This window comes from Streptomyces sp. NPDC007164 (assembly GCF_040634135.1).
Taxonomy (GTDB): domain Bacteria; phylum Actinomycetota; class Actinomycetes; order Streptomycetales; family Streptomycetaceae; genus Streptomyces; species Streptomyces sanglieri.
The window spans coordinates 82,745-109,196 of sequence record NZ_JBEYFB010000024.1; the positions used below are offsets into that span (position 1 = coordinate 82,745).

The following is a 26,452-nucleotide window of genomic DNA, read 5'->3' on the forward strand; positions in this document are numbered from 1 at the left end:
GAGGTCACCGGTACCGAAAAGCCAGGGGAATTCGGAAATCTGTGGACACAAAATCGATTGTGGGCAAGTCGATCACTCCGAAGAGTGACGATCACCCGTTTCCGTGGACTCCTGGCCCTCCGGCACGGGGAATCGGGACTCGTTCCGGTCGATCTTCTCCGACAGCGCGGAGAGCGCGTCGATGCCCAACACCTCGCAGAACTGGAGCAGATACGCGAGGACATCCGCGACCTCGTCCGCCACCCGGTGCGCCGTCTCGGGCCGCTCCATCACGCGCGCCGACTGCTCCGGCGTCAACCACTGGAAGATCTCGACCAGTTCGGACGCCTCGACGCTCAGCGCCGCCGCCAGGTTCTTCGGAGTGTGGTATTGCTCCCAGTCACGTGCGGCCGCGAACGCGGCCAGTCGTCGCTGCAGGGTCTGTACATCGAGTTCCGTCACGGCTCCAGGTCTACCACCGTCACCCCGGGCGTCTTCCGGGCCCGTTCGGCGTTGGGCTCCGTGACCGTCCCGATCAGCCTGAGGTGCCCGGCCGCCCCGACCGACACGGCCAGGGCGAGCAGTTCGCGCAATTGCCCGCCGTCCAGGTCCCGGTCGAGTCCGTCGGCCAGCACGGCGAGGGTCTGCATGGCCGACGGCACCTCCCCCGCGGTGTCCACCGCCACCGCCCCCGGACCGGTGAGCAGCACCAGGGCAAGGGCGAGATACCGCAGCTCGCCGTCCCCGAGCCGCTCGGCCGGGGTGGCCCGTCCCCCGTCCCGCCCGAGCACCGCCCGCAGCGATCCGTCCCCGAGCCGTTCGACGCCCAGCGAGGTCACCGTCCCCGCGCACCCGGCGTGCGCCGCGGCGACGAGCCGGGCATGGCGCTGGACGCACTGCGCGTGCGTACGCTCCAGTACCGCGGCGAGGTTGTCGCAGCCGCGCCGCAGCCGGTCGTCACCGGCCAGCACGGGGGCCCGCATCCACTGCGGCCGCGGTTCGCACGCGAAGACCGACCGCAGGGCCACCACCATCTGTTCGGCGGCGGCCAGGACCCGTAACTGCCCCTCGGTCCGGCCCGCGACCCGCAGCGGCAACAGGGCCGTGCCGAGCCGGTCGTCCGGCAGCGGCGCCCGTGTCACGGGGACCACGCCCGCGGTGTGCCAGGCCGCCTGGACCGTGGCGCGCCCCGGGTCGCGCAACGCGGTGGTGAGCAGGGTCTCGCCGCTGCCGGTGAGCCGTTCGCCGACGATGCGCAGGGTGGGCTCCGCCTGGATGGCCACGTCGAGCCGTACCGGCCCGGCCGGGCCGTCCGCCGTACAGCCGATCCGGAAGCCGCGGCGGCCCTGCGCATCGGCCGCGGCCCCCTCCGGCACACAGGCCGCCGGATCCGGGAACACCTCGTCCAGCGGCTCTCCGCCGCCCAGCCGTGCCAGCGCCTCGTACGCCTGTAACGCGCTCGATTTGCCGCTGCCGCCGGGCCCGCCGAAGAGCGTGACCGGGCCGATGGGGAAGGCGGCGCCCCGGTGCGAGGCGAAGGCGGACAGGCGCAGCTCGGTGACAACGGGTCCGGCGGAGCGGACCGGCACGCGTGCGGTGAGGGACGTGCCGTCGGGCACGGTCGAGGCGGCGGACGGCGTCGGGAAGGTCTCGGGGCGGAGTGCAGTCATGGGCGGACGGTATGCGGGCCCCCGTCAGGCGAATCGTTCCGCCTGAACGACCTTCCTACGATCGGGGTACGTCGAACACCTCGCACGCCCCGGCCACCGCCCGCCCCCGCGGCCCTCCTACGAACCCGGAAGGCCCGCCGCCGTGACTCCCTCGACCTCCATGCCGACCGGGGACAGCAGGAAGACATTCCGGTCGACCCGGTGCATTCCGCTGCCGAGGCCGAAGACCACCCCGCTGGTGAAGTCCAGGATGCGTTTGGCCACATCCGTCTCGGCGCTGGTCAGATCGAGCAGCACCGGAATCTGCGCGACCAGATATTCGGCCACCTCCCGTGCGTCCGCGAACACCTGGACCCGCAGCACGACGAGTCGCCGTTGCTCGGCCGCTTCGGCCTCCTCGACCGTGCGGTGATCCACCCTGGACGGCCACTCGTTGCGGCTGCGCAGAGGTACGACCTGGGCAAGCCCCTCCCACTGCTCGTCCGTGACGTCGTACCTGTCGTACCTGCTCACCGGACCACCCCGTCTGTGCTTCGGTCGGCGTTGCGCCCGCTGCGCTCGCTGTTCATCGGGCAATTCTCTCGCCACTCACCCGTTCGGCGTACCACCGACACGGCTCAAGGGCCGATCGGCACCGCCGGCGGCCCGTCCGCGGCTTCCCCGGCGGTCCTGTGCCGGTGGGCCTCCGCGCTCATGTCGACGGGGGTGAACCGTACCGGAAGCCGGATCAGCGCGCGGTGGAAGGGGCCCGGACGCCATTTCAGCCCAGCGGCCGGAACCGCCAGTTCCGCGTCGCACAGCTGGCTGGTGAGCTGCTCGATCGCGGTCATGGCGATGAGCAGTGCCGGCTGCTTCGCCGGGCAGCGGTGCGGACCGGCGGACCAGGCGAGGTGGGCGCTGGCCCCGGAGCGGACCGCGGAGTCCGAAGGGCCGGGCGCCGAGCGGGTGTTGGCCGCGGCGTAGGAGACCAGGAGGAGTTGTCCCGCGCGCAGCCGCACGCCGTGGAACTCCGTGTCGTGCCGCGGGTAGTGGGCCGCGAGATTGGCCAGCGGCGGGTCCTGCCAGAGGACCTCGTCGATCGCCTCGTGGGCGGTCATCGCGCCGCCGTGCAGCGACCCGGCGTAGCGGGCGTCGGTGAGCATGTGCAGCAGTGCGTTGCCGATCAGATTGGTCGTCGGATCGTGACCCGCGCTCATGATCAGGGTGATCTGACGCACAGTCTCGTCGTTGTCGAGACCGGCCGGGTGGCCCAGGAGGTACGAGGTGAGGTCGCGGCGCGGCCGGGCACGCCGGGCGGCGACCAGTTCGGTGACGACCTCGACGAGATCGGCGTACGCGGTGGTGGCGTTCTCGGCGGAGTTGAACATGCCGGCGATGCCGTTGACGATGCGTTCGCCGTCGCCCGGCTCCACGCCGAACCAGGTGACGAAGACGTGCAGCGGAAGCCGTCGGGCGTACTGGGCGATGAGATCGGCGTTGCCGGTGGCGGCGAACTCGCCGATCAGGCGCCCCGCGACCCGGGTGACCTCGGCGCGCAGGACGTGCGGTTCGATCAGGGCGAGGCTGTCGTTGATGGCGCCGCGGTAGCGGGCGTGCACATCGCCGTCGCTGAAGAGCGCGGTGGGCCGGTGGCCGAGCACGGGCAGGACCGGCGAGTCGTCGGGGACGGTGGCCTGCCAGGCGCGCGGGTCCTTGGTGAAGGTGTGGGTGTCGCGGAGCAGATCGACGGCGGCCTGGTAGTCGGTGACCAGCAGGGCGTCGATGCCGGGGGCGAGCCGGACGGGCGCGAGGGGGCCGTGTTCGCGCAGCCGCCGGTAGTGGTCGCGCGGGTCGGCGGCGAATTCCGGACCGTACAGGGCGAGGGGTTCCGGCGGTTGTACGTACGGTGTCATGACGGGTCCTCGGGCCTGGGCATCCGGGTCAGTACGTGCTCGGCCAGCGCGATCAGCGCGTCGATGCTGCCGCGGCGTTCGCGGGCGTCGCACTGCACCAGCGGGGTCTCGGGGGCGAGGTCGAGGTGTTTGCGCAGGACCTCGTCGGTGTGGGCGGGGGCGTCGGGGAAACGGTTGACCGCGACCGTGTAGGGCAGCCCCTGCTCCTCGACCATGTCCATGACCGCGAAGGAGTCGGCGAGCCTGCGGGTGTCGACCAGTACGAGTGCGCCGAGCGCACCGCGCGCGATGTCCTCCCAGAGCGGCAGGAACCGCTGCTGGCCGGGGGTGCCGAACATGTAGAGGACCAGGTCGTCCAGGACGGTGAGCCGGCCGAAGTCGACGGCGACGGTGGTCGTGGTCTTGTCCGGGAGTCCGGCGGTGTCGTCGAGCCGGGTGCTGGACTGGGTCATCGCCTCTTCGGTGTGGAGCGTGGCGATCTCCGACAGCGTACGGATCAGGGTGGTCTTGCCGACGCCGAACGGACCCGTGACGACGATCTTCATCAGGGTCCGGGCGGCGGGCGGCAGATAGCCGACGCCGGTGCGGTCAGTGGAGGGAGCGGAGTCCAACGAGCAGCCTCTCGACGAGCGACCGGTCGATCTCCCCGGCGCTGGGGACGGGCGGTCGGGTGTGCAGATGTCCGGCGGCCGCAAGGTCCGTGGCCAGGAAGACGGTGGCGCTGACCGGCAGGTCCAGGTGGGCCGCGCATTCGACGACGGTGAGCGCCCCCGGTTCGAGCAGCTCGCAGAGTCTGCGCTGCTCCGAGCCGGTGTCCTGGGGCAGCTCGGTGTCGGCGCGCACGAGGATGTCGAGCCGGTCGAGTGCGGGACCGGCGGGCCGGGTCCGGCCGCCGGTGACCAGGTAGGGGGGTATCAGACGGCGCCCCGGACCGGAGGTCATGGCCGGGCGGCGGTGTCCGGCCGGCGGGCGGGTGCGTTCATCGCCCGGGTCAGGGCGGTCACCTGCACCTGCATCTGGTACGCGATGTCGCCGAGCTTGGCCCCGGGTTCCGCGAACAGGGCGAGCGTGGTGTTGTTCCCGGCCGGTACGACGATGGCGAAGCCCTGGTCGGACTCGACGACCGTCTGGGCCAGGCGCGGCGCCTCGACGTCGGTGAAGGCCGTGGTGAACGCGCGTGCCGCGGCGTGCAGTGTGGCGGTCATGGCGGCGACCCGTTCGCCGGAGGCCCGGTCCAGGCCGGGCGAGGCGCCCTCGACGAGGCCGTCGCCGGTGGCGACCACGGCGTGCTGGACTCCGGGCAGTTCCAGCAGCGGGGTCAGCACCCATGCGAGGTCGCCGGTGGTGGAAGTGGGGGCGCTCACGTCTGGTCGTCTCCTTGGTCGTCCCGGTCGTCCGGGTGTTCGTGGTCGTCCGGTGCGGGTGTGGATGGCGGTCCGGCGACGTTCCTGCCGTTGAGGGTGCCCTGCTGGAGTGCCGCCCAGGAAGCCCCGGCCTGCTCGGGTGTACGGGGCACCTGTTCGCGGTCCGGGGCGGCGTCGGCGGAGGCTGCGCGGGCCGGCGCGGGACGTGGTGCGCGTCGGCGTCGGCTGGGCAGCGCGGGTGCCTCGCCGCCGGCGGGTTGCGGCACGGGGGCGGCCTCCTGCTCGGTCGGGGCGGGAACGGCGGGCGTGGCCTGCGTCCGCACCGGCGTCGGGGCGAGGGCGGAGAGGCTGCGGTCGTCCTCCAGCACGGTCAGCAGATGGGCGGGGACGCGCAGGATCGTGCGCATGCCGCCGAACGGCGAGTCCTCGATGTGGCAGTGGAAGCCGTACTGCAGCACCAGTCGGCCGACGACGGCGAAGCCGGTCTGCGGGGGATCGCCCAGCTCGGTCAGCAGGACCTCGGGCGGACCCGCGAGCAGCGCCCGTGCCCGGTCGAGCGCGTCGCCGTCCATGCCGATGCCCGCGTCGTCGACCACCAGGAACGCGCCCCGGCCGCCGCTCTGCTGGAGGGTGACCTGGACGTCGGTGTCGGGGTGCGAGTAGGCGGTGGCGTTGGCCAGGAGCTCGGCCAGGGCGATGGCGAGGGGTTCGGCGGCGCGGGCTACGAGGGTGAGCCGTTCGTCGCGCAGATGGTTGGCGACCTTGATGCGCTCGTAGCCGGCGACGCGGGACTGGGCACCGAGCACGATCTCGACGAGCGGTGAGTTCTGGCGGGCGAGGCCGGGCCAGGCGTCGCAGAGCACCGCGGTGGCCTGGGTGCGTCGCAACGCCAGTTCGTTGCGGAAGTCCAGTTGCAGGATGCGCGGGTCGTCGTACTCGTGCTGGAGCTCGTGCAGCAGCTGCTGGGACTGGTTGAGCAGGGACTGGATCTTGGCGGAGGTGCCGCGCATCGCCGCGCGGGCGGCCGCGTCGACCCGGCCCCGCTCCTCGACGACGGCGGTGCGGGCGGCCTGCACCGCCTCGGTGAGCAGCCGCGCGGAGCCGCCGTCGACCTCGGCCGCCTCGCGCAGTCCGGGGACCTTGGCGGTGGGGTGGGACAGGGCGAGCGCGGCGGCGGGTATCCGCTCGCGGGCCAGCTGGCGAATCTCGTCGGTGAGGGCCGCGGTGCGGGCCTCGGCGGCCTTCGCCTGCCGTTCGGCCAGCTCGGCGCGGGCCGCGGCGATGCGTTCGGCGCGCGCCGAGTTCTGTGCGCGGACCGCTGCCGCCACGGCAGCGGCGGCGGCGATCACCGCCACTATCCAACCCATGCCGTCACCGCGTTTCTGTTGTCGGACCGGTCTTCCGGCCGGATCGGTGGCCGGAGTTCCGCGGGTCCGGCCGGCTCATCCGGACGGGTCCTGGGGCCTGTCCGGCGGATCGGGGTCGGCCAGGCCCTAGGGTCCGGCCGGCTCATCCGGCTGCTCCAATTCCTGAGCGACCACGGCGACCTCGGTCATCACCTGGAGCACGCCGGGCAGTTCGGAGCCGTCGAGCTGCCGGTACTCGCTGCCGATGGTCACCACCAGCCGCTCCGGAAGCCCCAGTTCCTGGTAGCGGCCCTCGCCGATGACCCGGCGGGCCGCCTCGACGGCGGGGATCCCGGCCGCGTGGAAGGCGTGGGCGCGCTCACGCACGTACTCCAGGTACACGATGTGGTCGCGCACCCCGGCCCGGTCGAGGATCGGGCCGTGCCCCGGGACGACGGTCTCGGCACCGGTCTCCAGTACGCGTTCGCAGGCCGAGACGAGGTTGCTCAGCGGGCCTGCCCAGTGCACCGGGTGGTCGCCCGGCTGCTCCGGGGTGGAGGAGAAGATGATGTCCCCGGTGAACACGGCGCCCTGGGCGGGCAGATGGACCAGCAGGTCGCCGGTGGTGTGCGCGGACGGCAGCGCGGAGATCTGGACCGGGTACTCCCCCAGGGTCAGTTCGAGCTCACCCGTGAAGTAGGTGGTCGGCAGCACCGGCTCGGTCCGCGACCAGTCGAAGGGGCCGAAGTGGCGCGCGAGGTAGCCCCCGAGCGGGGTGGCCGGATCGCCGGAGGCGACCAGGGCGTGCTGCTGCTTGGGGGTGGGTTCGTAGTGGATGTGCTCGCGGGCCTCGCGGGTCGCGATGATCTCCGCGTCCGGGAGTACGCCCGCGCCCCAGAAGTGGTCCCCGTTGGCGTGGGTGACGATCACCCGGTCGATCCGGACGCCGTCCGGCAGCCGCTTCGTGGACTCGGCCAGGAACTGACCGGCCAGCACGGTGTCGTACGGGGTGTCGATCCACAGCGCACCGCGGGGCGAGACGAGCAGACCGCAGTTGGCCAGCCCCCAGCCCCGTTTCGGCGGGAGCCATGCGTGAAGGCCCCGCCCCAGGTCAACGACGTCTCCACCCGTGATCGACATGGACGCGATTATGCCGATCGGGATCCGGCCACGCGTTCGAACTCGGCCACCACGAGATCTCATTGGCTTGAAATCGCCCCCCTGGTCCTCCGGTGACGTGCCCACGGTGACCCTGCGAGACCGGCACACGCCACCCCCACCCGTCACCTTCCTTGCAATCCCACCCAATTCACCCGGCGACATCACACATCTCACCGAACGCCCACCGGGTGGCCGGCAAACCGGAATGAGCCGATTACCCACCGAGCATGACCGAAAACAGTCGTACGGAGACCTTCGGGGACGGCACCGAAAGGCACCGTCCCCGAAGGTCTCCGCAACTGCGGACCAGTCGCACCACCCGTGCGCGTTACCGGACCTGGCCACCCTCGAAGTAGGCGATCAGCTCGGGGTCGAGGGCCGGCACCTCGAAGGGCGCACCGCCCTCGCGCAGGGACCGGGTCGCGAGCACACCGGCGGCGACGCTCATCCGGGCGGCGACCGGCGAGGTGTCGGTGACGCCCCCGTCGCGCACGAACCGGCAGAACTCCTCCATGATCCGGCTGTCCCCGCCGCCGTGGGAGCCGCCGGCCTCCGGCACCCGGTAGGTGATGTCCGCCTCGGCGCGGTATCCGCTGGGCCCGGTGTTCCAGACCTTGACCTCGTCGCCGGGTCCGTCACCGAAGTTCTCCAGGCGGCCCTCGGTCCCGATGACGGTGTAGTTCCGCCAGTAGTCGGGGGTGAAGTGGCACTGCTGGTAGGCGGCCACGACGCCGTTGTCGAGCTGCATGTTCATCACCGAGACGTCCTCGACGTCCACGATGTGGTGCAGGTCCTTGCGGGCCGTCGGCGGCCAGTCGAACTCCCGCAGCCAGTTCGCCGGGCGCGGGGTGTCCGCCTCCCGGCGCGGCAGGTCGCCGTAGACGAGAAGGTCGCCGAGCGCGTTGACGCGGCGGGTGTAGCCCCCGGCCAGCCAGTGCAGTACGTCGATGTCGTGCGCGGCCTTCTGGAGCAGCAGGCCGGTGGTGCGGGTCCGGTCGGCGTGCCAGTCCTTGAAGTAGTAGTCACCGCCGTACCCGACGAAGTGCCGCACCCACACGGCCTTGGGCTCGCCGATGTCACCGCGGGCGATGATGTCGCGCATCAGCCGCACGACGCCCATGTGGCGCATGTTGTGCCCGACGTACAGCCGGGTCCCGGTCTCGTACGCGGCACGCAGGATGTTGTCGCAGCTCTCGACGGTGATCCCGAGCGGCTTCTCGACGAAGACGGCCTTGCCGGCCCGAAGCGCGTCGATGGCGATGGTCTCGTGGGTGTCGTCGGGAGTGGCGACGACGATCGCGTCGAGGTCGTCCCGGCCGAGGAGCTGCCTGTAGTCCTCGACCGCGACGTCGGCACCGAACTGCTCGGCCTCGCGCCGCCGCACCTCCGGGTCGAGGTCGCAGACGGCGGTGATCGCCGAACCCTGTCCGGGGTGGTGGGCGGAGGTCGCGATGGAACGGCGCAGGCCGAGCCCGATGACGCCGAGTCGCAGGTCTGACACGGGGGTCCCTTCTCTGGCTGTACTGGTGGTGCGGGAGGGTTCGTACGGGGATGGGAGGTGCGGCCGATGCTCCTGCACGGCGACACACACATAGTTCACGACAGCGCACGCAAGTGGCAAGAGTTGTTCATTTCATGGACTTAACGAACATCACTTGGCATCAAACCGCCCCGGTGCAAGCATCGAGCCGCCCCGGCGCAAGCAAAGAAGCGGCTCACACAAAGAAACGGCGGGGAGTCGCCCCGCGTCCGGGACGACCCCCCGCCGCCGGGCGGCCGGTGCTCACACCGCGATGACCGTGACCCCGGCCTCCGTGAAACGGGCGGTCGCCTCGGGGGTGATCCCCTCGTCGGTGACCAGGAAGTCGACCTGGGCCAGGTCGCAGACCCGGGCGAAGGCCCGCTTGCCGATCTTCGAGGAGTCGGCGGCCACGACCACGCGCTGGGCCTGCTGGGCGAGCAGGCGGTTGATGCTGGCCTCGCCCTCGTGGTGGACGTAGGCACCGCGCTCGGTGTCGATGGCGTTGACGCCCAGCACGGCGACGTCCAGGGTGATCTCACCCAGCACCCCACTGGCCAGCGGGCCCGTCAGCTCGTACGACTGGGGCCTGGCCACTCCGCCGGTCACCACGATCTTGATCTGCGGCCGGATCACCAGCTCGTTGGCGATATTGAGGGCGTTGGTGACCACGGTCAGGGTCGGCTGCCCGCCCATCCCGGTCGCGCCTTCACCGACGACGTCGGAGCGCACCGCCAGCGAACGGGCCACCTCGGTCAGCGTCGTACCGCCGGTCAGCCCCACCACCTCGCCCACCGCCACCAGCTCGGAGACCGCGCGGCCGATGGCCTGCTTCTCCGGGGCGTGGCGGCCGGTCTTGTAGCGCAGGGCCAGTTCGTAGCTGACGCCGTGCGCCACCGCGCCGCCGCGGGTACGGGTGAGCAGCTGCTGCTCGGCGAGCTGGTCCAGGTCGCGGCGGATGGTCGCGGCCGAGACGTCCAGCGCCGTGGCGGCGTCCTCGACGTCCACCCGGCCGTTCTTACCGACGAGTTCCAGCAGCGCGTTCCACCGGGCATCCCTGGACAAGGCAACTCTCCTTACGAGCCCGGGCTTCGGGCACCCATCCCCTTGGGTACGGTCACCGGACACGCGCAAGCGTGGCACAAGGCTCCGCCCAGTCAAGCCTCCTGCACGCAGGATGCTTGATAATGCTCGTAGGTCGCGTATAACGTGCGTAAACGAGCATCCCACTACGAGTACGGAGTGCAAAAGTGTCATTTGTGGAGATCGAGACAGCCAGTCAGCCGGAGTGCTGGCGTCGCGCCGCCGAGCTGGCCGAGACGCAGTCGGCCGCGCTGCCCGCCGCCGGCGAGCGCATCGCCGTCGTCGGCTGCGGCACCTCGTTCTACATGGCCCAGGCGTACGCCGCGCTCCGTGAGGGGTCCGGTCAGGGCGAGTCCGACGCCTTCGCCGCCTCGGAGTTCCCGTTCGGCCGCGGCTACGACCGGGTCGTCGCCCTCACCCGCTCGGGGACCACGACCGAGGTGCTGGAACTGCTCGAACGGCTCCGGGGTGTCACCCGTACCGTCGCCATCACCGCCGACCCGAACACTCCGGTCATGACGACGGCCGACGACGTCGTCGTCCTTGAGTTCGCCGACGAGCAGTCCGTCGTGCAGACCCGGTTCGCCACGACCGCGTTCACCCTGCTCCGCGCCCACCTCGGTCTGCACACCGAGGAAGCGGTGCGCGACGCGGAGACCGCGCTGGCCGAGCCGCTGCCCGAGGGCCTGGTGGAGTGCACCCAGTTCACCTTCCTCGGACGCGGCTGGACGGCGGGGCTCGCCAACGAGGCGGCGCTCAAGATGAAGGAGGCGTCGCTGTCCTGGACCGAGTCGTACCCCGCGATGGAGTACCGCCACGGTCCGATCAGCATCGCCACCGCCGGCACCGCGACCTGGATGTTCGGCACCGCCCCCGACGGGCTCGCGGAGCAGGTGCTGGCGACCGGCGCCCGCTGGGTGGACAGCGGCCTGGACCCGCTGGCCGACCTGGTGCGCGTGCAGCGGCTGGCGATCGCCCGTGCCGTCGCCCGCGGCCTGGACCCGGACAGCCCGCGCCACCTGACCCGTTCCGTCGTGCTCACGGACGCCTGACCGTCCGATGCACATCGTCGAGCGCGTCTTCCGCGATCCCGGTGAACCCGATCCCGGTGAATCCGATCCCGGTGAATCCGGTCCGGGTGACGGCGCTCGCGGGGCTGCTCGCGAAACCCCTCACGGAGCCCCTCACCAGGGCGTTCGCGAGGGGTTTCTCGCCAGGCCCCCGCACGGCCCGGCCGGTGATCCGGAGGTCGGGGTGCTCGTGCTCTCCGGGTCCAGCGGGCGGATCGAGGAAGAGCGGTGCCGGGTCCTGGCCCGGGAAGGCATGGCCGCCCTGTCGATCCGCTGGTTCGGCGGCTCCGGGCAGCCGCCGGGCATCTGCGAGGTCCCGCTGGAGACCTTCGAGCCCGCGATCGCACTGCTGCGCGCGGGCGGCGCACGGCGGATCGGCGTGCTCGGTACGTCCAAGGGCGCGGAGGCCGCCCTGCATCTGGCGGTGCTCCTGCCCGGTGTCGACGCCGTGGTGGCGCTCTCGCCCACGTCGCTCACCTGGGCGAACGTCGGGCCCGGGGAGGACGGCCGGGCCCGGCCCCACCGGTCCTCGTGGACCTGGCGCGGCGAGCCGCTGCCGTTCGTCCCGTACGACGACTCCTGGACGCCCGCGCCCGCCCGGCCCGAGGGCGGTTCGGTCGCGATCCGCGGCTGGTACGAGCAGAGCCGGCGCACGTTCGCCGGTCGCGTCGATGCGGCGACGATCCCGGTGGAGAGGTCCGGTGCGGATCTCGTCCTGGTCGCGGGCGACGACGACGCGATGTGGCCTTCGCTGCCCTGCGCCGAGGAGCTGGCCGCCCGCCGCAGAGCGGCCGGACTGCCCGTACGGGTCGTCGGCGGCCCCGGCGCGGGCCACCGCCCGCGACTGCCCGGCGAGGGCCTGGCGCCCGCCTCCACGCAGTTCCGCTACGGGGGTTCAGCCGTGGCGGACGCGGCGCTCGGGGCCGCCGCCTGGCCGCACATCCTCGACGCGCTCCGCGGCCCGCACGGCCCGGCCCGAGGGCCTGGCGGGGACCGGCGGGCGGGACGGCCGTCGGCCCCGCCCACCGGACCGCACGGCCGGGGTCAGGACTCCTCGAAGTAGGCGTCCAGCACCGCGTCGAGTTCCGCCGCCCACCCCTTGAGGCTGCTCCTGGCCGGTGCCTCGACCTCGGCGTTGAACCACCGCCGGGTCGACATATGGACAGTGACGGTGAACCGGCGGCCGAACCGGGGCAACTTCACCTCTACGGCACCGATCTCGTCCCACCGGAAGTCGGCTTCCTGGTCGTCCAGCCGGAACCGGACCCCCGCACGGTCCGCGGTGATCGAGCCTCGGCGGTCGCTCACCTCGAACGAGGGACCGTCCGCCGCCTCGCTGTCACCGTCGTCGGGAGCGGCGTCGTCGGCCGATCGCTCCGCCGCCGCTTCCGACTCCGGGTGGTCCTGCTCCGGCTTCTCCTGCTTCGGCTTTTCCTGCTCCGCCTGTTCCGGTTCTGTCTGTTCCGGTTCTGTCTCCTCCAGGTCTGGCTGCTCCAGGCTCGTGTCCGGTTTCCTGGCCGTGACGGGGGCCGTGAGACCGGGGATGAACGCCGGGTCTGTCCCTGCGGCGTATCCGGGCTGAGTGTTCGGATCTATGCGCTGCTCCACGGCGGGCAGTATGGCCGACGAACCTGTACCCGGCCAACGAGCCCGCCGCGAAGCGGCTGCGAGCGCCCCGGTCCGTGGGGCTATGACACCGCTCCGCGCGCCGCCAATAGTTCGGTCACCCGGTCCAGCGGGAGCGCCGGGACGTGGTGGCCGGCCCGGCCCGTCATCGGCTGCGCGCCGGTGAGCACATTGAGCACCGCCTCCTCCACCGACTCGACCACCGCGCCGTAGAAGGGGTCCATCCGGCCCCAGGGCACGAAGCGCATCGACTCGTACGGTGCGCTGCCGTCGTTCTCGGGGAACGTGCTGGTCAGCGCGGACGGGTTGGCCGTGGAGAAGGCCAGGAAGAGGTCCCCGGAGAAGTGGCTGCCGGTGGTGCCGGTACGGGCCAGACCGAGCGTCACCCGGCGGGCCAGCGCCTTGCACTGCCCCGGCAGCAGCGGTGCGTCGGTCGCCACCACCACGATCACCGAACCCGCGCCGGGCGGCACCGGGCGCTCCCCGTCGGCCGTCGCCCGGGGGACCGCTTGAGGGGCCGCCGACCCGGCCGGACCGGCGAGCTCGCCGCCCACCGGCACACCGGCCACCACCAGTTCGCGCAGCGCTCCGAAGTTGGCCTGGACGAAGGCTCCGACGGTGTACCGGTCCTCGCCGTACTCCACCACGCGCGACGCGGTGCCCGAGCCGCCCTTGAAGCCGTAGCAGCGCATGCCCGTACCGCCGCCGACGCATCCTTCCTCGACCGGGCCGGAGGCCGCCGCCTCGATCGCTTCCGCCGCGTGGCGGGACTCCACGGCCGAGCCGTGGATGTCGTTGAGATGACCGTCCCAGGTCTCCGTGACGACCGGCAGCAGCCACTCCGGCGCCATGCCCCTGCAGTTGGCGCGGACCCACTCGACCACGCCCCGGTGCACCGGACCGACCGCGTACGTGTTGGTGATGACCACCGGAACGGCGAGCGAGCCGGTCTCCTCGATCCACGCGGTGCCGGTCATCTCACCGTTGCCGTTGAAGGAGTGCCGGCCGGCCGCGCAGGGGGTGCCCACACCGTCCCGGCCGCGCGGCAGCAGCGCGGTCACTCCGGTGCGTACGTCGTCGCCGTCGACGAGGGTGACGTATCCGACCTCGACGCCGGGGACGTCCGTGATCGCGTTCCACCTCCCGGGCTCGCCGTTCAGGGAAATGCCCAACTCGCGTGCGCGCCTGCGCTCTTCACCAGGGTGATCGTCACTCATGCGGACAGAGATTACGGTGCGGGGGTGTCCTCGACAACGATCGCGGTCAGCAGCAGACCGCCTTCGGACAGCCAGCGGCCGCTGAAGACCCCGGGGACCGCCGGCGCTCCCGTACCGGCCGCCGGTTCCAGGTCGGAGGTCAGGATCTCGGCGGTGAAACTGCCGTCCGGGCAGAGCTCGATGTCGGCCTCCTCGAAGCCCAGCCAGCGGTGGGTGAGCGGGTACCAGGTCTTGTACACGGCCTCCTTCGCGCTGAACAGCAACCGGTCCCAGTTGATCCCCGGTTGTTCCAGGCACAGTTCGCGCTCGCGCCGCCGTTCCGTCGCCAGCGCGATGCTGCCGTGCACGTCGGCGGGGAGCGGCGCGTCGCACTCGGCGTCGATGCCGACGGAACGCACGTCCGCCCGGTGGGCCACCACGGCGGCGCGGTAGCCGGTGCAGTGGGTCAGGCTTCCGACCGTGTTCTCCGGCCAGAGCGGGGCACCCCGCGCGCCCTTGAGGATGGGGACGGGAGGGATGCCCAGCGATCCGAGGGCGAGGCGGGCGCAGTGACGCGCCGTGGCGAACTCCCCGCGGCGCTTGGCCACGAAGCCGCGGGTCAGCTCCTCCTCAGCGGGCAGGAGCACGGCGTCGGGCAGGTCGGAGAACGCCTCTGCCACCGCTACCCGGGACGGTAGAATTTTCTCGATCATGATCTCCCCTTACCGGCTGGACAGCACCATCCTGCCTGGTGCCGGGAGCTCACCCAACCGGCCGGGGTCACCGGGCCCCGGAGCGCCCGTGCTCACGGCCGGGGCCCGGGTCCCGGGGCTCAGCTCTCGGGGCTCAGGACCCGGGGTTCCGACTCGGCGAGCACCGGCCAGCGGATCCGTGTGGCGCACAGGGACACCAGGATCGCCGAGGCGGCGACGGCGCCCATTCCCCAGACCAGGCTGCCGGCGCTCGCTATGAAGCCGATCAGCGCGGGCCCGGCCAGCAGGCCCGTCGTCCCCATCGCGGCGACCAGGGCCAGGGCGTCCGTGCCCTGCGCTGCCGCCGCCACGTAGATGCAGGGCGTCACGGCCGCGACGCCCAGGCCGACGCAGGCGAACCCGATCAGTGTCGGCACCACACCGCCGGCCAGCAGGGCGAGCGCCAGCCCCGTACCGGCCACCACACCGCCGACACGGACGATGCGCCCGTCGCCCCAGCGGCTGCGCCAGCCGTCGGCGAAGACGCGGGCCAGCACCATCATGACCGAGACCACCGCGATGCCCATGGGCGCCAGTTCCGCCGCCGCGTCGGCCACGTCCTTCAGGTAGAGCGCGGACCAGTCGTTCATGGCGCCCTCGGTGACCGTGCCGAACACCATCGCGAAGCCCATCCATATCGTCACGCGCGACGGCATGCTCAGCCTGCGGCGGCTCTGCTCCTCGGCGGGCGCCCCGGCCGAGTTCCCGGCCGGGGGCTGCCGGTCCTCGGTCAGCAGCCCCGACCTGGTCAGTCCGATCAGCAGGAGCAGCAGGACCGCGGCCGCACCGAAGTGCACCGTGACGTCCGTGGTCAGCAGGTTCACACCGGAGGCGAGGAGCGCGGCGAACAGCGAACCGGCGCTGAAGGTCGCGTGCAGTCTGGCCATGGCGGTGCGCTGATAGGTGACTTCGAGCGCGGCGCCCTGGGCATTCATCGCCACGTTCAGGCTGCCGACGGCGATCCCGTCACAACAGATGACGACGAGGGCGACCGGGTAGTTGGGGGCTGCCGACAGTGCGAGCAGGAGCAGGCTCAGGACCACGGCCGACAGGACCGCGAGTCGTCGTGAGCCCATGCGCTTCATCAGTATCGCCACGAGGGGGAACGACGCGGCCGCGCCCGCGCCGCAGGCCATCAGCAACAGGCCCAGTTCCGCCTCCGTGAGGTCCAGCCGGCTCTTGATCGCGGGGAGCCGTGATGCCCAGGTCGCGTACTGGAATCCGAGAAAGCAGAACAACGCTGCGATCGCGAGCTGTGCTCGGCGGAATTGATCGGTAACGCCGGACATCGGCAATCAGCCCACTTCGTCTTCCAGAGGTGCCCGTCGCGACGACGCGCGGGCGGGATTCGTTCTCCTGCTGTGGGCGCCCGGCACGGCCCGGGACATGTACACCGCGTCCGCGCCGTAACCCGTCGGGGGTGTGACCTCCCGATGGGCCCGGTATCCGTTCGCCGCCCAGAAGGTGTCGCTGCCCAGGACGGCGATCAGGGAGATTCCCTCGTACCCCTTCGCCCCCGCCGTTCCGGTGAAATGCCGCAACAGCCTCTTCGCCAACCCCCTGCCGCGGAATTCCTCGGCGATGACGAGATCGTGCAGATGCAGATTGCGCGAGTGGAAGACGATGTCCTCCGTCCGGTTCAGGTCCGGATACTCGAACATCGGATAGGGCAGTGCCAGCAGATAGCCCACGGTCCGGTTCCCGTGGTCCAGCACGAAGCAGGTGGCGGGCGAGGCATCGGCCCGGGACTCCAGGGCCGCCCGGCCTTCCGAGAGTCCGGCGGCGGTGTACGCACCGGCCTCCAGTGCCACGACGGCGCCCCAGTCCCGCTCCGAGATACGGCGTACGCACACATCACGGTCCATCTATCGGCCCTCGACGCAGGTGTACGGAAGGGGATCGAAACCGTTGAATCCCTGGGTCATGTAGCCAGTGGCGTAGGCACCGCTGGAGAGAATCCAGACCGGGTCCCCCGAGGCGGCCGATCCGGGCACGGAAACTCGATTGTGCCGGTGGTCGTAGGCGTCGTCGCTGTCGCAGGTGGGGCCCGCGACAACGGCCCGGACGTGTTCCGTACCGGAGTGCGAAGGGAACAGCAGCCGGTACTGCAACTGGTCCATCTCGTAAAGGCCGTTGAACTTTCCGCAGCTCAGATAGAGCCAGTGTTCGCGTTCGCCGTCGAGCTGTCTCCGGGAGGACAGCCGGGACACATGTGCCCTGATCGCACCGTGGTCGGCGACCAGATGACGGCCCGGTTCCATGACGAAGTCCAGCGGGCTTTCCGAGACCGCCCCGAGGTGCTGGAGTCCTTCCCGGATCACCGCGAACATCTTGTCCAGCGGAGGGTCCAGCGGGATTCCCCGGCTGTCGAGATAGCCGGCAGCCGGCAGGCCGCCGCCGAGATTGATGTGGTCGGGAAAGATGCCCCGGCGGTTCAGGGCCGTGAGCACATCTGCGATGCGCTCGATGGCGTCCTGCCAGGCTTCCGGTGTCATCTGCTGCGAGCCGACGTGGACGGACAGCCCGGCCGGTGTCAGTCCGGCCGACCGGGCGGCCACCATGACGCGTACCGCGTCGGTTCCGGAGCAGCCGAATTTGCGGCTGAGGCCCCAGAGTGCTCCGTCGCCGCTGGTGGCCAGTCTGCAGAAGACCCGGGATCCGGCGGCGTGGGCCGCTATCGCCGCCACGTCCTCCAGGCTGTCGGTGGCGAAGGTCCGCACGCCGAGGCGGTGGGCCTCGGCGATGTTCCCGTCGGACTTGATGGTGTTGCCGTAATGAATCAGGTCGGCCGGCACACCGGTCCTGAGGGCCTGCGCGATCTCGTTGGGGCTCGCCGCGTCGAATCCGGACCCCTTCTCCGCGAGCCGGGAGAGGACCTCGTCCACGGGGCAGGACTTCATGGCGAACCGGACGGAGATGCCGGGCAACTCCCGTAACAGTGAATCGTATTGCGCTTGGATTCCCGTGAGGTCGAAGACGATCCGGTCCTCGTCGGCGGCTTCCAGCGCAGCGCGCGTATGGGTGTTCAGATGCATGATGATCCAGGCCCGCCTAGCGGCTCGACCGATGAACGCCGGCGGGTTCGGCCGGTCGGTGGACGGCGGCGGACGCGGCCGGCCGGTGGACGGCGGTGGATCTGCTCGCGCGCACCAGGGAGTGCCAGGCCTCGGTCAGCAGCGCGAAGTCCTCGATGTCCGCCTGGGCCTCTTCGAGCAGCTGTCGGCCTCGCGATGCCAGGGTCTCGGCGAACTCGGCGTACCTGCCCCCCAGTCGGCGGTAGGAGCGCTCGATGACGTCCAGCCGGTGCACGTTCTCCTCACGGTCCGCTCCGGCGCTCCGCCTGGCCAGCCCGGCCACCGTCTCCGGGCGTACGTGGAAGTCGTCGTCGAGCAGCGCGGCACCGGCCGCCGCCATCCGCTCGTAGATGAAGTTGAAGTAGAGCATCGACAGGAAGAACTTCGTGAATCGCAGCTGGTAGGCCATGAATCCGGCGTCGGTGCGGCGCTCGGCCGTGTAGTGGTTCACGATGTTGCGGTTGTGCAGTACGCCGGGGAGTGTGCCGTCGTGCACCAGGTGCATCAGGAAGTAGTCGCTGCCGATGGTGTCGGTCGCGGGTGGCAGTGGCACCCGCTCGTACACCTCGTCCAGGAAGCTGATGTTGCACATGTCCACCCGCATGGGATCGACATGGGTCAGGGTCGAGTGGTCGCGGACGAACGGTTCGGTGCCCGCTCCCCGGAAGGACTCCTCGACCAGTTCCCGTCTCTGCTCGTCCGGCCAGTGGCGAGGCGCCCACAGGCTGACGACGTCGTGGTAGATGTCGTTGTCCAGCCGGGCTATCTCACCGATGTCCACGGACAGTTCGCCGACGAAGGAACTGCCCACCATCGCCACCGGTTTGGCCGCGTGTGCCGGGTCGAGCACCGTCTCGGACACACCGCCCGCCGCGTCGGCCGCTCTCTTCCCGAGCGAGGTCAGCTCATGGTGGATCGGAAAGACCGTCTCGCCGTTCAGAACCTGATACGTGCTGTCGGAGTCCCTGCGGTGCACCGAACGGCAGCCGAGCGCGGCGGCGATCAGGAACGCACGGTTGGTGCAGGCACCGTAGGAGACGCCGGACGGGAGCATGAGATCGAGCATCAGATCCGGCTCGGCGGCACCGGAGCGCCGGATCGCCCGGCGCAGGAAGTCCCGCTGTTGTGTTTCGTCGAGGTGGTGCGTGATCACGTTCGGGGCCCGGCGGGCCTTGGCGACCAACTCGGCGTGCTCGGTGAACGCGTCCTTCCCGCAGGAGTCCAGGATCAGCAGATGCACCTCGACGCCGAATTGGCCGGCCGCGTGGTCCGCCTCCTCGCCGATGGCCGAGATCGCGGCGGTGCAGGGCCGGTTGGTCGGAAGGGTCAGGCAGATACGGCGCATGCCGGCTCTCCCTTCGGCTCTTCGGATTCCCGCTCGTTCCAGGACGTCAGGCCCAGCAGCCGCTCACCGAGGCCGTTCAGCGCGGCGGTGCCGTACCTGAGGGATTCGTGCCTGGTGGCGTCGCCGACCAGCGTCCTGTTCCAGTCCGGTGTGCCGAGCCGGCGCCAGGACTCGATCCGGGACCGCCTCAGGTCTTCGTGCGATTCGAGCGCGGGCATCATGGAGAGGTACTGCACCGCGCGCACCCCGTTCTCCGAGGTGTTGCGTGCCACCCCGTGCGCGAGCAGCCCGTTCCAGATGAGCAGGTCACCGGCGCTCAACTCGGGCCGCACCACGGGGAAATCGCCCGGGTCGGCGTCCGGTCTGATCGGGTCGCGGTCCGTGGGCTGAGCGGTCTTCCACTCCTCGAACCGGCGGAACAGCTCGGGCGAGCACTGGAAACCGCCCAGCTCAGGCCGGGTGTCGTTGAGCGCGATGATCCCCTGGACCCTTTGCGGCAGAACGCCGAGCGTGGTGTCGACATCCCAGTGCAGCTCGATGTCGAAGCCCTTGTCCGTGGGCGCGATGAGCGCGCGATCGCGGTTCTTGATGTTGGGCGGATTGAGATTGAGCCGGTCCAGCGTCACCCACAGCTCTTCGCAGTCCCAGACGTCGACGAACGCGTCGTACACACGCCGGGCCTGCCGGCTGTCCCAGATGAGCTGGTGGTGGTACGCCTCGACGAAGCCGTAGACATGCAGCTCGCGGTCCAGGTCGTTCCGGAACGGCCTGTCCTCGTACCAGCTCTCGGGCCGTGCCGGGTCGAGCCCCTGGAAGTCCCAGGTGAACTCCAGCAGGCGCCGCGCCGCCGAGGCGGGAATGGCCTCCCTGACGATGACGTACCCATAGGTCTGCCAGAAGTCGAAGTCCTCCTGGGACAGCACCCGGAGCTCCTGCGACTTGCGGATGTCCCTCAGTGGCGTCTGCGTCAGATACGCCTCGCCGTCCGAGCTGAAGTAGGGGAGGTCCGAGGGGGCTCGATGCAGATACGGGGTGGGCGTCGGCATGCAGTCACTCCAGGCTCGAAGTTCTCGGTGGCTGAGCGGACCGGCCGCTCCCCCAGCGCATCCGGTCCGGGCACATCACCGCGGTGGGTGCCGGGGAACGGCCTCGGCGCGGCCGCCGTGAACGGCGGGCGTCGGGCCGGGCCACGGGCCTGGCCCGAGCAGTTCCCCACCTCGACCCTTGTCGACGGCAGTGGGACGGACAAGCCTTTCGGTGTACGCCGAATCACCTCGGAAAGGGCTCCGGCCGGCCGCTTCGACTGTCCGTCACGCCTGTGCGGCGGCGCCGTCCACCTCACTGATTCATCAGGCACTGCGTGAGCGTGACGCCCGAACGGTTCAGCTCGTACAGGACGCGGGTGCCGGCCCGGTGGCGTTGCACAACGCCTGCGGAGACGAGGGCCGAGAGGTGCTGCGAGACCGTGCTCGCGGCCAGTCCCAGCTGGTCGGCGAGCGCGGAGGTGGTGATCGGTACGGCCAGCTCGCGGACCACGGACGCGCGCCCCCGGCCCAGCAGGATCGCCAGCCGGTCCTCGCGCGGGGGCTGCCCGGCACCGTCCCGTTCCGGGCCGTTGTGCAGGAGTCCCGCTCCCCGCGCGGCGAAGGCGACCACGGTCCGCCCGGCGGAGGCCGACCACCAGTGGGTGCCGTCCGCGAAGAGCATCGGCACCGCGGTCACCCGGTCCGCGCCTTCCGTGCGCTCGACCGGGAGCCCGAGATCACGGAGCAGTGCCGCTCCCCCGCCCATCGCCAGGGTGCGCGAGCGGAAGAGGATCTCCTCCTCCAGGCAGCGGGCCAGACCGCCCCCGCGCGGCTCGATCGCGGATCGCCAGAAGTTGGCCAACTCGACCGCCAAGTAGCGCAGTTGTACTTCCGGTTCGCGGATCAGGGCGGCGATCAGGGGATCGTTGAAGGCCTGTGGGTACTCGCGGGCCAGCTCGTCACGGACGAGCCCGGCCGGGGTGTGCGCCAGGCCGTCCAGCTCGTCCGCGACATTCGCCTTCCGGGAGGTGACACCCCCGGTCAGGAACGAGGGAATGCGCCCGCGCGTCCGCGCCAGAGCGACCACCGACCGCAGTCGCGGCGTCAGCGCACCGTGCGCCTCGCGGGCCCAGGAGGAGTGGGGCCAGGGAACGTCGGGGCCGAACCGGACCAGCAGCGCGGCGGCCCCGAACGCCTGCCATAACTCACACAACGCCAGCCGCACATCGGATAACTGTCGGTCCATCAGTTCCCCACGGCAGAAGCACGTGACGGCTCGAACATGAACCCCGCCCATTCATTGTGGTCCAGACCAATGATGAACGAGCTTTCGGCAACCGTCCGGCGACTGTCAAGGATCTTGTGCCCCAGGTCACACCGACATCACTCATGGCGAACCGACGCACGCGTATCGTGATCCCGTCAGGCCAATTGCCTTACGGAATACGCCAGTCGGACCGGATCCCTTCGCCTGCCGGTAACCCGCGCGGGCATCACGGCGCATCACGGCGCATCACGGCGCCGGAGCCCGGAGGCGCGGTGGACCCGGCTCAGCGGGAGTCGGCGGACGCCTCATGCAGGGCGATGACGGACGCCTCCCGCAGGGCAGCGTCGGGCACCTCGGGCGAGGCGGTGGCGGACGCCTCCCGCAGGGCGGTGACGACGGACTCCAGTACCTCGATGGGTCGCAGCAGGTCCCCGTAGCCGATCGGCGGCGTGCCCGTGCGCGCCATCTCCAGGAACACTTCGAGGCCGGGTACGCAGTAGTCCGCCCTCGGAGTGAGGGTCTGCTGGACCATGCTCTGCCGGGTGAACGTCATCGCGTGGAAGGGGATCTGGTCCGTGCTGCCCGGCCTGACGAGGTTCACGACGACGCGGGTGGCACCGGCGACGAACGAGACGACGACCGTGGTGCCGGTGATGTCGGTGCGGACGCCGGAGATCTCGCCGGGGGCGAGCCTGAGTGCGATGTCCACCGCGTGGATACCGTAGAAGAAGATCCCGCCGTGATCACCATCGGGATCGGCCGGCCCGGACACCACGACCAGCTGCGGCGTGCCTCCCTGCGCCGACCGGGCCACCAGCGCCTCGGTGTCGGGAATCCAGCGGAGCGCCGACGAGGAGGTGAGCGGCGCGTCGTGGGCACGTGCGGTGTCGATCATGGCCCGGGCGTCCGCGACGGTGTGGCTGAGGGGCTTGTCGACGTAGACCGGAAGGCCCGCGGTCAGGAAGGGGATCGCCTGCTGCCGGTGGTTCGCGCCGTCCCGGTCCGCGACGACGACGGCGTCGACCAGCCCGAGCAGGCCGGCGGGCTCGTCGACGCCCGCCGCGATCCCTCCGGTTGCCGCCAGCGCGTCGTTGCGCGGGCCGCGACCGCCGCCGAGCGCCACCACCCGCGCGTCGCCGCCGGCCTTCTCGACATTGAGGTGGCGGACGATCTGGTCGACATGGCTGTTGTCGGTGCCGACGATCCCGATGCGCATCCGGAGAGCTTCCCTTCGAGGTGACAGGCCTGCGGCCCGGCGCACCCGAACTGACCGGAACACGGCGGACGTGGAATTGACGACCCGGTCGGTGCGGCGCGGCGCACGGTCGAGTTTCGCACAGCCGCCGGGCCGACCGAGCGCCCGCCCAGCGGTCCTTGCGGAAGATCCGCCGCGGCTTCATTCGTGCGACGGCGCTCGGCGCGGGCGGACCTGTGGGCAGGAACCGGCCGAGCGGGGGGAGTTCAAGCGTGGGCGTCCTCGACGGCTACGCGTCGCACTGTGCGCAGTGTCGACCGGAGACTGTCCAGATCGGTGGAGCCCAGAGCGAGGCGGATCGCTTGCGGTGTGTGCATCGAGGTGGTGAACGGCTCGGCCGTGGATACCGAGATGTGCTGACGCGCGAGGGTGGCGGTCAGGCGGTCGGCGCGTGCGTCGTCGGGCAGCGGCAGCCAGGCGAAGTAGGACGAGGGGTGGCTGATGAGGGGCAGGCCGGCCAGCTCCTGTCCGGCGAGTGCTTGGCGGGTCCTGGCGTCGTCTCGTTTCAGCGCTTCCAGGCGGTCCACCGTGCCGTCGTCGAGCCAGCGGCAGACAATCGCCGCGGTGAGGGCCGGGGTGTTCCAGGTGGTCGCCCGAATCGCGCGTTCGAGCGAGGGCACCGCGGCGGGCGGGGCAACGACGAAACCGACCCGGAGACCGGTGGCGACGCTCTTGGACAGCCCCGAGACGTAGACGGTGATGTCCGGCGCGATTGCGGCCAGGGGCGGTGGCGGATCCTCCGCCAGGTAGGCGTAGGAGGCGTCCTCGATGAGGAGTGGACCGTACTGCCGAGCGATCTCGATGAGGCGGGTCCGGTCAGGTGCCGACATGACCCAGCCCAGAGGGTTGTGCAAGGTGGGCATGGTGTAGATCGCGCGCACAGGGCGCGTCGCGCAGAGCTTCTCCAGGGCATCGAGATTCGGCCCGTCGGCGGTTACGGGTATGGGTTCCAGGTCGAGATGAAAGGCATGCGCGAGCACCTTGAAACCCGGGTAGGTGAGCGCGTCGACCGCGACGACATCGCCGACGTTGAGCGCGGCCATGACAGTGATGGCCAGGCCGTGCTGCGCACCGTTGGCAATGAGGATCCGATCCGCGTCAGTGGTGATTCCCCGACGCCTCAGGTGCCGCGCGATCGAGGCTCTGTCCTGGGGACGCCCTCGATGTGGCTGGTAGCGCAACAGCGAGTCGAGATCACCGGAGGTGGCCACCTCTCGCAGTGTCTGCCGGAGGAGATCGGCTTGCCCGGGCAGCGACGGATAGTTGAAGTTGAGGTCGACCGCATCCGTGGCGACGATCTGTTGATCGATGCCGTGACCGGCGGGGACCGCGATGTCACGCACGAACGTGCCGCGGCCCTGTTCCCGGCTCACCAGGCCCATCGTTTCCAGTTCGGCGTACACCCGGGTCGCGGTCACCACGGCGATGCCCTCACGAGCGGCGAGCCCGCGGTGTGTCGGCAGCCGCACGCCCGCGGCGAGCCGCCCGGTCCGGATGTCGCGTGCGAACGCGTCGACCAGCGTTTTGTACCGCGAAGCTGCCATACACCGGATTGTACGCATGACAATTTTTCGACTGTCCTGTTCGTGGGGCTTTACGGTCAAGACCCACTCACCGGGAAGGACAGCCGCCGTGCACATCGCCATCCTCACCTTCGAGGGTTACAACGAGCTCGACTCTCTGATCGCGCTCGGTGTGCTCAACCGCATCAAGACCGACGACTGGCGCGTCACCATCGCCACCCCTAGCCCCAAGGTGACATCGATGAACGGAGTGGTCATCGAGCAGATGTCCACTCTTGAGGAGGCGTGCACCGCTGACGCCGTCATCGTCGGCAGTGGCGTGGCCACCCGCGAGGTCGTCGAAGACCCGGCGATCATGAACGTCCTGCGTCGTCTGGACCCCTCGCGCCAGCTCATCGCGGCACAGTGCTCCGGCGCACTCGTGCTGGCCAAGCTCGGCCTGCTCAACGACATCCCCGCCTGCACCGACCTGATCACCAAGCCCTGGGTCGTCGCCGCCGGAGTCGAGGTACTCAACCAGCCCTTCTACGCCAAGGACAACATCGCGACCGCGGGCGGCTGCCTGGCCTCGCACTACCTCGCCGCCTGGGTCATCGCCCGCCTCAAGGACAACGACGCCGCCGAAAGCGCGCTGCACTATGTCGCCCCGGTCGGCGAGAAGGAGGAATACGTCGAGCGCGCCTGGCGCAACATCACCCCCTACCTGCCCGCTGCCACACCGGCACGCGTCTGAACGACGAGTCGCAGACGGTGACCGGCCGGGAAGCCGCCCCGGCAGCCGGGCCGGTCGCCCGCGGCCGGCCCGAACCCCCCGGGCGTCGTCGCAAGCCGACAGATCACCTGGCAGAGGACCGATCGCGGGTGGAAGGATCAGGCCTTCTGAGTCCGGTATCGCTCAAGGGAATTGAGGGCTGTGTCATGACGGGGACCGTCGGGGAGCACGACCTGGAGACGGCGGCCCGCCGCCGCGCGGAGGACCTGTACGCCAAGGACCGCACCTGTGAACTGCTCGGCATCGACCTGCGGGACGCCGGGCCGGGGCGGGCGACCGTGGGGATGCGGGTCGCGGACACCATGGTGAACGGCCACGGCACCGGGCACGGCGGCTTCCTCTTCCTGCTGGCCGACGCGGCCTTCGCCTTCGCCTGCAACACACACGGCCCGGCGACCGTGGCCCAGGGGGCGCAAGTCACCTTCCTCCGCGCGGCCGAGGTGGGCGACGACCTGGTCGCGGAGGCGGTGGAGCGCAGCCGGTCCGGGCGCAGCGGTGTGTACGACGTGACCGTGCGGCGTTCGGACGGAGTGACGATCGCCGAGTTCCGGGGCCAGAGCCACACTCTCGGAGGCCGGCCACCACGGCGGGCCGACGAGAGCGGTGAGTGAGTCCGTCACTTCGGCGTCCACCGGGGGTCGCGGCCCAGCGACGCGAGCAGGCGGTCCTCGGCGCTCGCCGGGCGCACCGGTTCGACCGCCGGGCGGAACGAGGCGCCGGGGCGCTCCCGCGAGGGCCCGGTGGGCACCTCCTTGCGGGCCACCTCGGCGGCGGCGAGGACGAGGTCCTCGTCGTACGCCGACGGGATGCCGAGCGAAGCCGCGACGTCCCAGCCGTGCACCACGTAGTCCACGAGATGGAAGCCGATCGCACGCGGGGCGGCGAAGGTCATCGTCGGGTGGATCCACGGCAGGACGACCGTGCGGTCCAGCACGCCGTCGGCGGCGAACGCGTCGAGGACCCGGTCGACGGAATCGGCGTACGCGCGGCGGGGATCGTCGAGCGGTGTCTCCTGCCAGACCGCCTCGTCGACCGGTCCGCCCCCGGCTGCTGCGGCGAAGCCGAGGTGCTGCGCGGTCATATGGGCGAGGAGACGCCGCAAGGACCAGTCGCCGCACGGGGTGGGAACGTCCCACTGGTCGTCCCGGGCCTGCGCGACGATCTCCGCGCTGCGCAGCACGGCCCGGCGGTCGAACTCCTGGACCTTCTCCTGCGACAGGTCCGTGTTGGTGTCGGCGCTGGTGTCGGTTCTGGTGCTGGTGTCGGTCATGGTCAGCTCGTCTCCCGTGTGTTCTCCCGCCACCGGCGTCGGCTCGGCTCGGCTCGGGCAGCATGGTGATGGGGTCGTAGTCGTGGAACGGATGGCGACGCACGAGCACATCGAATGTCCCGGACGTCCACGCCCACACTCACGCCGAGCACGGGCCCGATGGCCGGCGCAGGGCAAATCGGCCTGGAATCTGTCCGAAAGCGCGGCCGCCGGCAGGCGACGAGGAGCCGCCCGGGGCGCGGGCCCGGGCGGAGCCACGGCCG

27 protein-coding genes are annotated in these 26,452 nt (G+C 70.9%); 4 read left to right on the forward strand and 23 right to left on the reverse strand.

The window, feature by feature from the left end; all coding sequences use genetic code 11:
- Nucleotides 1-72: 72 nt before the first annotated feature.
- From ABZ622_RS26450 to ABZ622_RS26500, 11 genes are all read right to left on the reverse strand, one after another.
- The gene (locus ABZ622_RS26450; RefSeq protein WP_124721090.1) at nt 73-441 is read right to left on the reverse strand and encodes a nucleotide pyrophosphohydrolase; all 369 of its coding nucleotides are present in this window, start codon (nt 439-441) and stop codon (nt 73-75) included.
- Nucleotides 438-1,649 (reverse strand): ATP-binding protein, encoded by a 1,212-nt coding sequence (locus ABZ622_RS26455; RefSeq protein ID WP_360547205.1) that lies wholly within the window; start codon nt 1,647-1,649, stop codon nt 438-440. Before ABZ622_RS26455 ends, ABZ622_RS26450 begins: the two co-directional genes overlap by 4 nt.
- Before the next feature lie 117 nt (nt 1,650-1,766).
- Complete coding sequence (gene sepF / locus ABZ622_RS26460; RefSeq protein ID WP_266621820.1) at nt 1,767-2,162, reverse strand: cell division protein SepF; 396 nt, start codon at nt 2,160-2,162, stop codon at nt 1,767-1,769.
- A 104-nt stretch (nt 2,163-2,266) separates the two neighbouring features.
- Nucleotides 2,267-3,541, reverse strand: coding sequence for a cytochrome P450 (locus ABZ622_RS26465; protein ID WP_360547208.1), 1,275 nt, complete (start codon nt 3,539-3,541; stop codon nt 2,267-2,269).
- Nucleotides 3,538-4,152, reverse strand: a complete 615-nt coding sequence (locus tag ABZ622_RS26470; protein ID WP_360547210.1) for an ATP/GTP-binding protein — start codon at nt 4,150-4,152, stop codon at nt 3,538-3,540. The genes ABZ622_RS26465 and ABZ622_RS26470 overlap by 4 nt, the downstream gene beginning before the upstream one ends.
- A complete protein-coding gene (locus tag ABZ622_RS26475; RefSeq protein ID WP_259933687.1) occupies nt 4,130-4,483 on the reverse strand; it encodes a DUF742 domain-containing protein in 354 nt (117 codons plus the stop codon). The genes ABZ622_RS26470 and ABZ622_RS26475 overlap by 23 nt, the downstream gene beginning before the upstream one ends.
- Nucleotides 4,480-4,905: a roadblock/LC7 domain-containing protein gene (locus ABZ622_RS26480; protein ID WP_072485914.1), complete on the reverse strand. Its 426-nt coding sequence runs from the start codon at nt 4,903-4,905 to the stop codon at nt 4,480-4,482. Before ABZ622_RS26480 ends, ABZ622_RS26475 begins: the two co-directional genes overlap by 4 nt.
- A complete protein-coding gene (locus tag ABZ622_RS26485) occupies nt 4,902-6,272 on the reverse strand; it encodes an ATP-binding protein (protein WP_360547213.1) in 1,371 nt (456 codons plus the stop codon). Before ABZ622_RS26485 ends, ABZ622_RS26480 begins: the two co-directional genes overlap by 4 nt.
- Nucleotides 6,273-6,398: 126 nt before the next feature.
- A complete protein-coding gene (locus ABZ622_RS26490) occupies nt 6,399-7,391 on the reverse strand; it encodes an MBL fold metallo-hydrolase (protein WP_360547215.1) in 993 nt (330 codons plus the stop codon).
- Nucleotides 7,392-7,740: 349 nt separating this feature from the next.
- A complete protein-coding gene (locus ABZ622_RS26495) occupies nt 7,741-8,913 on the reverse strand; it encodes a Gfo/Idh/MocA family oxidoreductase (protein ID WP_360547217.1) in 1,173 nt (390 codons plus the stop codon).
- Between the two features lie 282 nt (nt 8,914-9,195).
- Nucleotides 9,196-9,996 carry a DeoR/GlpR family DNA-binding transcription regulator gene (locus ABZ622_RS26500; protein ID WP_124721081.1) on the reverse strand — a complete coding sequence of 267 codons (801 nt, stop codon included), beginning with the start codon at nt 9,994-9,996 and terminating at the stop codon, nt 9,196-9,198.
- Between the two features lie 185 nt (nt 9,997-10,181).
- Here ABZ622_RS26500 and ABZ622_RS26505 point away from each other — a divergent pair, with 185 nt between their 5' ends.
- Nucleotides 10,182-11,066, forward strand: coding sequence for a sugar isomerase (locus ABZ622_RS26505; RefSeq protein WP_360547219.1), 885 nt, complete (start codon nt 10,182-10,184; stop codon nt 11,064-11,066).
- 202 nt (nt 11,067-11,268) lie between these two features.
- Nucleotides 11,269-12,147: an acyl-CoA thioester hydrolase/BAAT C-terminal domain-containing protein gene (locus ABZ622_RS26510; RefSeq protein ID WP_360547221.1), complete on the forward strand. Its 879-nt coding sequence runs from the start codon at nt 11,269-11,271 to the stop codon at nt 12,145-12,147.
- Here the strand turns inward: ABZ622_RS26510 and ABZ622_RS26515 are convergent.
- From ABZ622_RS26515 to ABZ622_RS26565, 11 genes are all read right to left on the reverse strand, one after another.
- Nucleotides 12,129-12,692 carry a hypothetical protein gene (locus ABZ622_RS26515; protein WP_360547223.1) on the reverse strand — a complete coding sequence of 188 codons (564 nt, stop codon included), beginning with the start codon at nt 12,690-12,692 and terminating at the stop codon, nt 12,129-12,131. The two genes, ABZ622_RS26510 and ABZ622_RS26515, sit on opposite strands and share 19 nt — an antisense overlap.
- An 80-nt stretch (nt 12,693-12,772) precedes the next feature.
- A complete protein-coding gene (locus tag ABZ622_RS26520; RefSeq protein ID WP_360547225.1) occupies nt 12,773-13,927 on the reverse strand; it encodes a P1 family peptidase in 1,155 nt (384 codons plus the stop codon).
- Between the two features lie 11 nt (nt 13,928-13,938).
- On the reverse strand, nt 13,939-14,619 hold the full coding sequence (locus tag ABZ622_RS26525) for a 4'-phosphopantetheinyl transferase superfamily protein (protein ID WP_360547227.1): 681 nt from the start codon (nt 14,617-14,619) through the stop codon (nt 13,939-13,941).
- 119 nt (nt 14,620-14,738) lie between these two features.
- Entirely contained in the window at nt 14,739-15,947 is a 1,209-nt protein-coding gene (locus ABZ622_RS26530) for an MFS transporter (RefSeq protein WP_360547229.1), read from the reverse strand.
- Between the two features lie 6 nt (nt 15,948-15,953).
- Nucleotides 15,954-16,523 (reverse strand): GNAT family N-acetyltransferase, encoded by a 570-nt coding sequence (locus ABZ622_RS26535; protein WP_360547231.1) that lies wholly within the window; start codon nt 16,521-16,523, stop codon nt 15,954-15,956.
- Complete coding sequence (locus ABZ622_RS26540) at nt 16,524-17,693, reverse strand: type III PLP-dependent enzyme (RefSeq protein ID WP_360547233.1); 1,170 nt, start codon at nt 17,691-17,693, stop codon at nt 16,524-16,526. It abuts the gene before it with no gap.
- 16 nt (nt 17,694-17,709) lie between these two features.
- Nucleotides 17,710-19,077: a DUF6271 family protein gene (locus ABZ622_RS26545; protein ID WP_360547235.1), complete on the reverse strand. Its 1,368-nt coding sequence runs from the start codon at nt 19,075-19,077 to the stop codon at nt 17,710-17,712.
- Nucleotides 19,059-20,123 (reverse strand): phytanoyl-CoA dioxygenase family protein, encoded by a 1,065-nt coding sequence (locus tag ABZ622_RS26550; RefSeq protein ID WP_360547237.1) that lies wholly within the window; start codon nt 20,121-20,123, stop codon nt 19,059-19,061. Before ABZ622_RS26550 ends, ABZ622_RS26545 begins: the two co-directional genes overlap by 19 nt.
- 292 nt (nt 20,124-20,415) lie before the next feature.
- The gene (locus ABZ622_RS26555) at nt 20,416-21,348 is read right to left on the reverse strand and encodes a winged helix-turn-helix domain-containing protein (RefSeq protein WP_360547239.1); all 933 of its coding nucleotides are present in this window, start codon (nt 21,346-21,348) and stop codon (nt 20,416-20,418) included.
- Nucleotides 21,349-21,652: 304 nt separating this feature from the next.
- Nucleotides 21,653-22,585: a Gfo/Idh/MocA family oxidoreductase gene (locus tag ABZ622_RS26560; protein ID WP_360547241.1), complete on the reverse strand. Its 933-nt coding sequence runs from the start codon at nt 22,583-22,585 to the stop codon at nt 21,653-21,655.
- Between the two features lie 245 nt (nt 22,586-22,830).
- Nucleotides 22,831-24,186: a PLP-dependent aminotransferase family protein gene (locus tag ABZ622_RS26565; protein ID WP_360547243.1), complete on the reverse strand. Its 1,356-nt coding sequence runs from the start codon at nt 24,184-24,186 to the stop codon at nt 22,831-22,833.
- A 70-nt stretch (nt 24,187-24,256) separates the two neighbouring features.
- On the opposite strand from ABZ622_RS26565, the gene ABZ622_RS26570 reads away from it, so the two are divergent.
- Together ABZ622_RS26570 and paaI are read left to right on the forward strand one after the other, a co-directional pair.
- Nucleotides 24,257-24,880 (forward strand): DJ-1/PfpI family protein, encoded by a 624-nt coding sequence (locus ABZ622_RS26570; RefSeq protein ID WP_360547245.1) that lies wholly within the window; start codon nt 24,257-24,259, stop codon nt 24,878-24,880.
- Between the two features lie 185 nt (nt 24,881-25,065).
- Nucleotides 25,066-25,530 (forward strand): hydroxyphenylacetyl-CoA thioesterase PaaI, encoded by a 465-nt coding sequence (paaI, locus tag ABZ622_RS26575; RefSeq protein WP_360547247.1) that lies wholly within the window; start codon nt 25,066-25,068, stop codon nt 25,528-25,530.
- A 5-nt stretch (nt 25,531-25,535) separates the two neighbouring features.
- Here the strand turns inward: paaI and ABZ622_RS26580 are convergent, their stop codons facing one another.
- The gene (locus ABZ622_RS26580) at nt 25,536-26,189 is read right to left on the reverse strand and encodes a TIGR03086 family metal-binding protein (protein ID WP_360547249.1); all 654 of its coding nucleotides are present in this window, start codon (nt 26,187-26,189) and stop codon (nt 25,536-25,538) included.
- Nucleotides 26,190-26,452 lie beyond the last annotated feature (263 nt).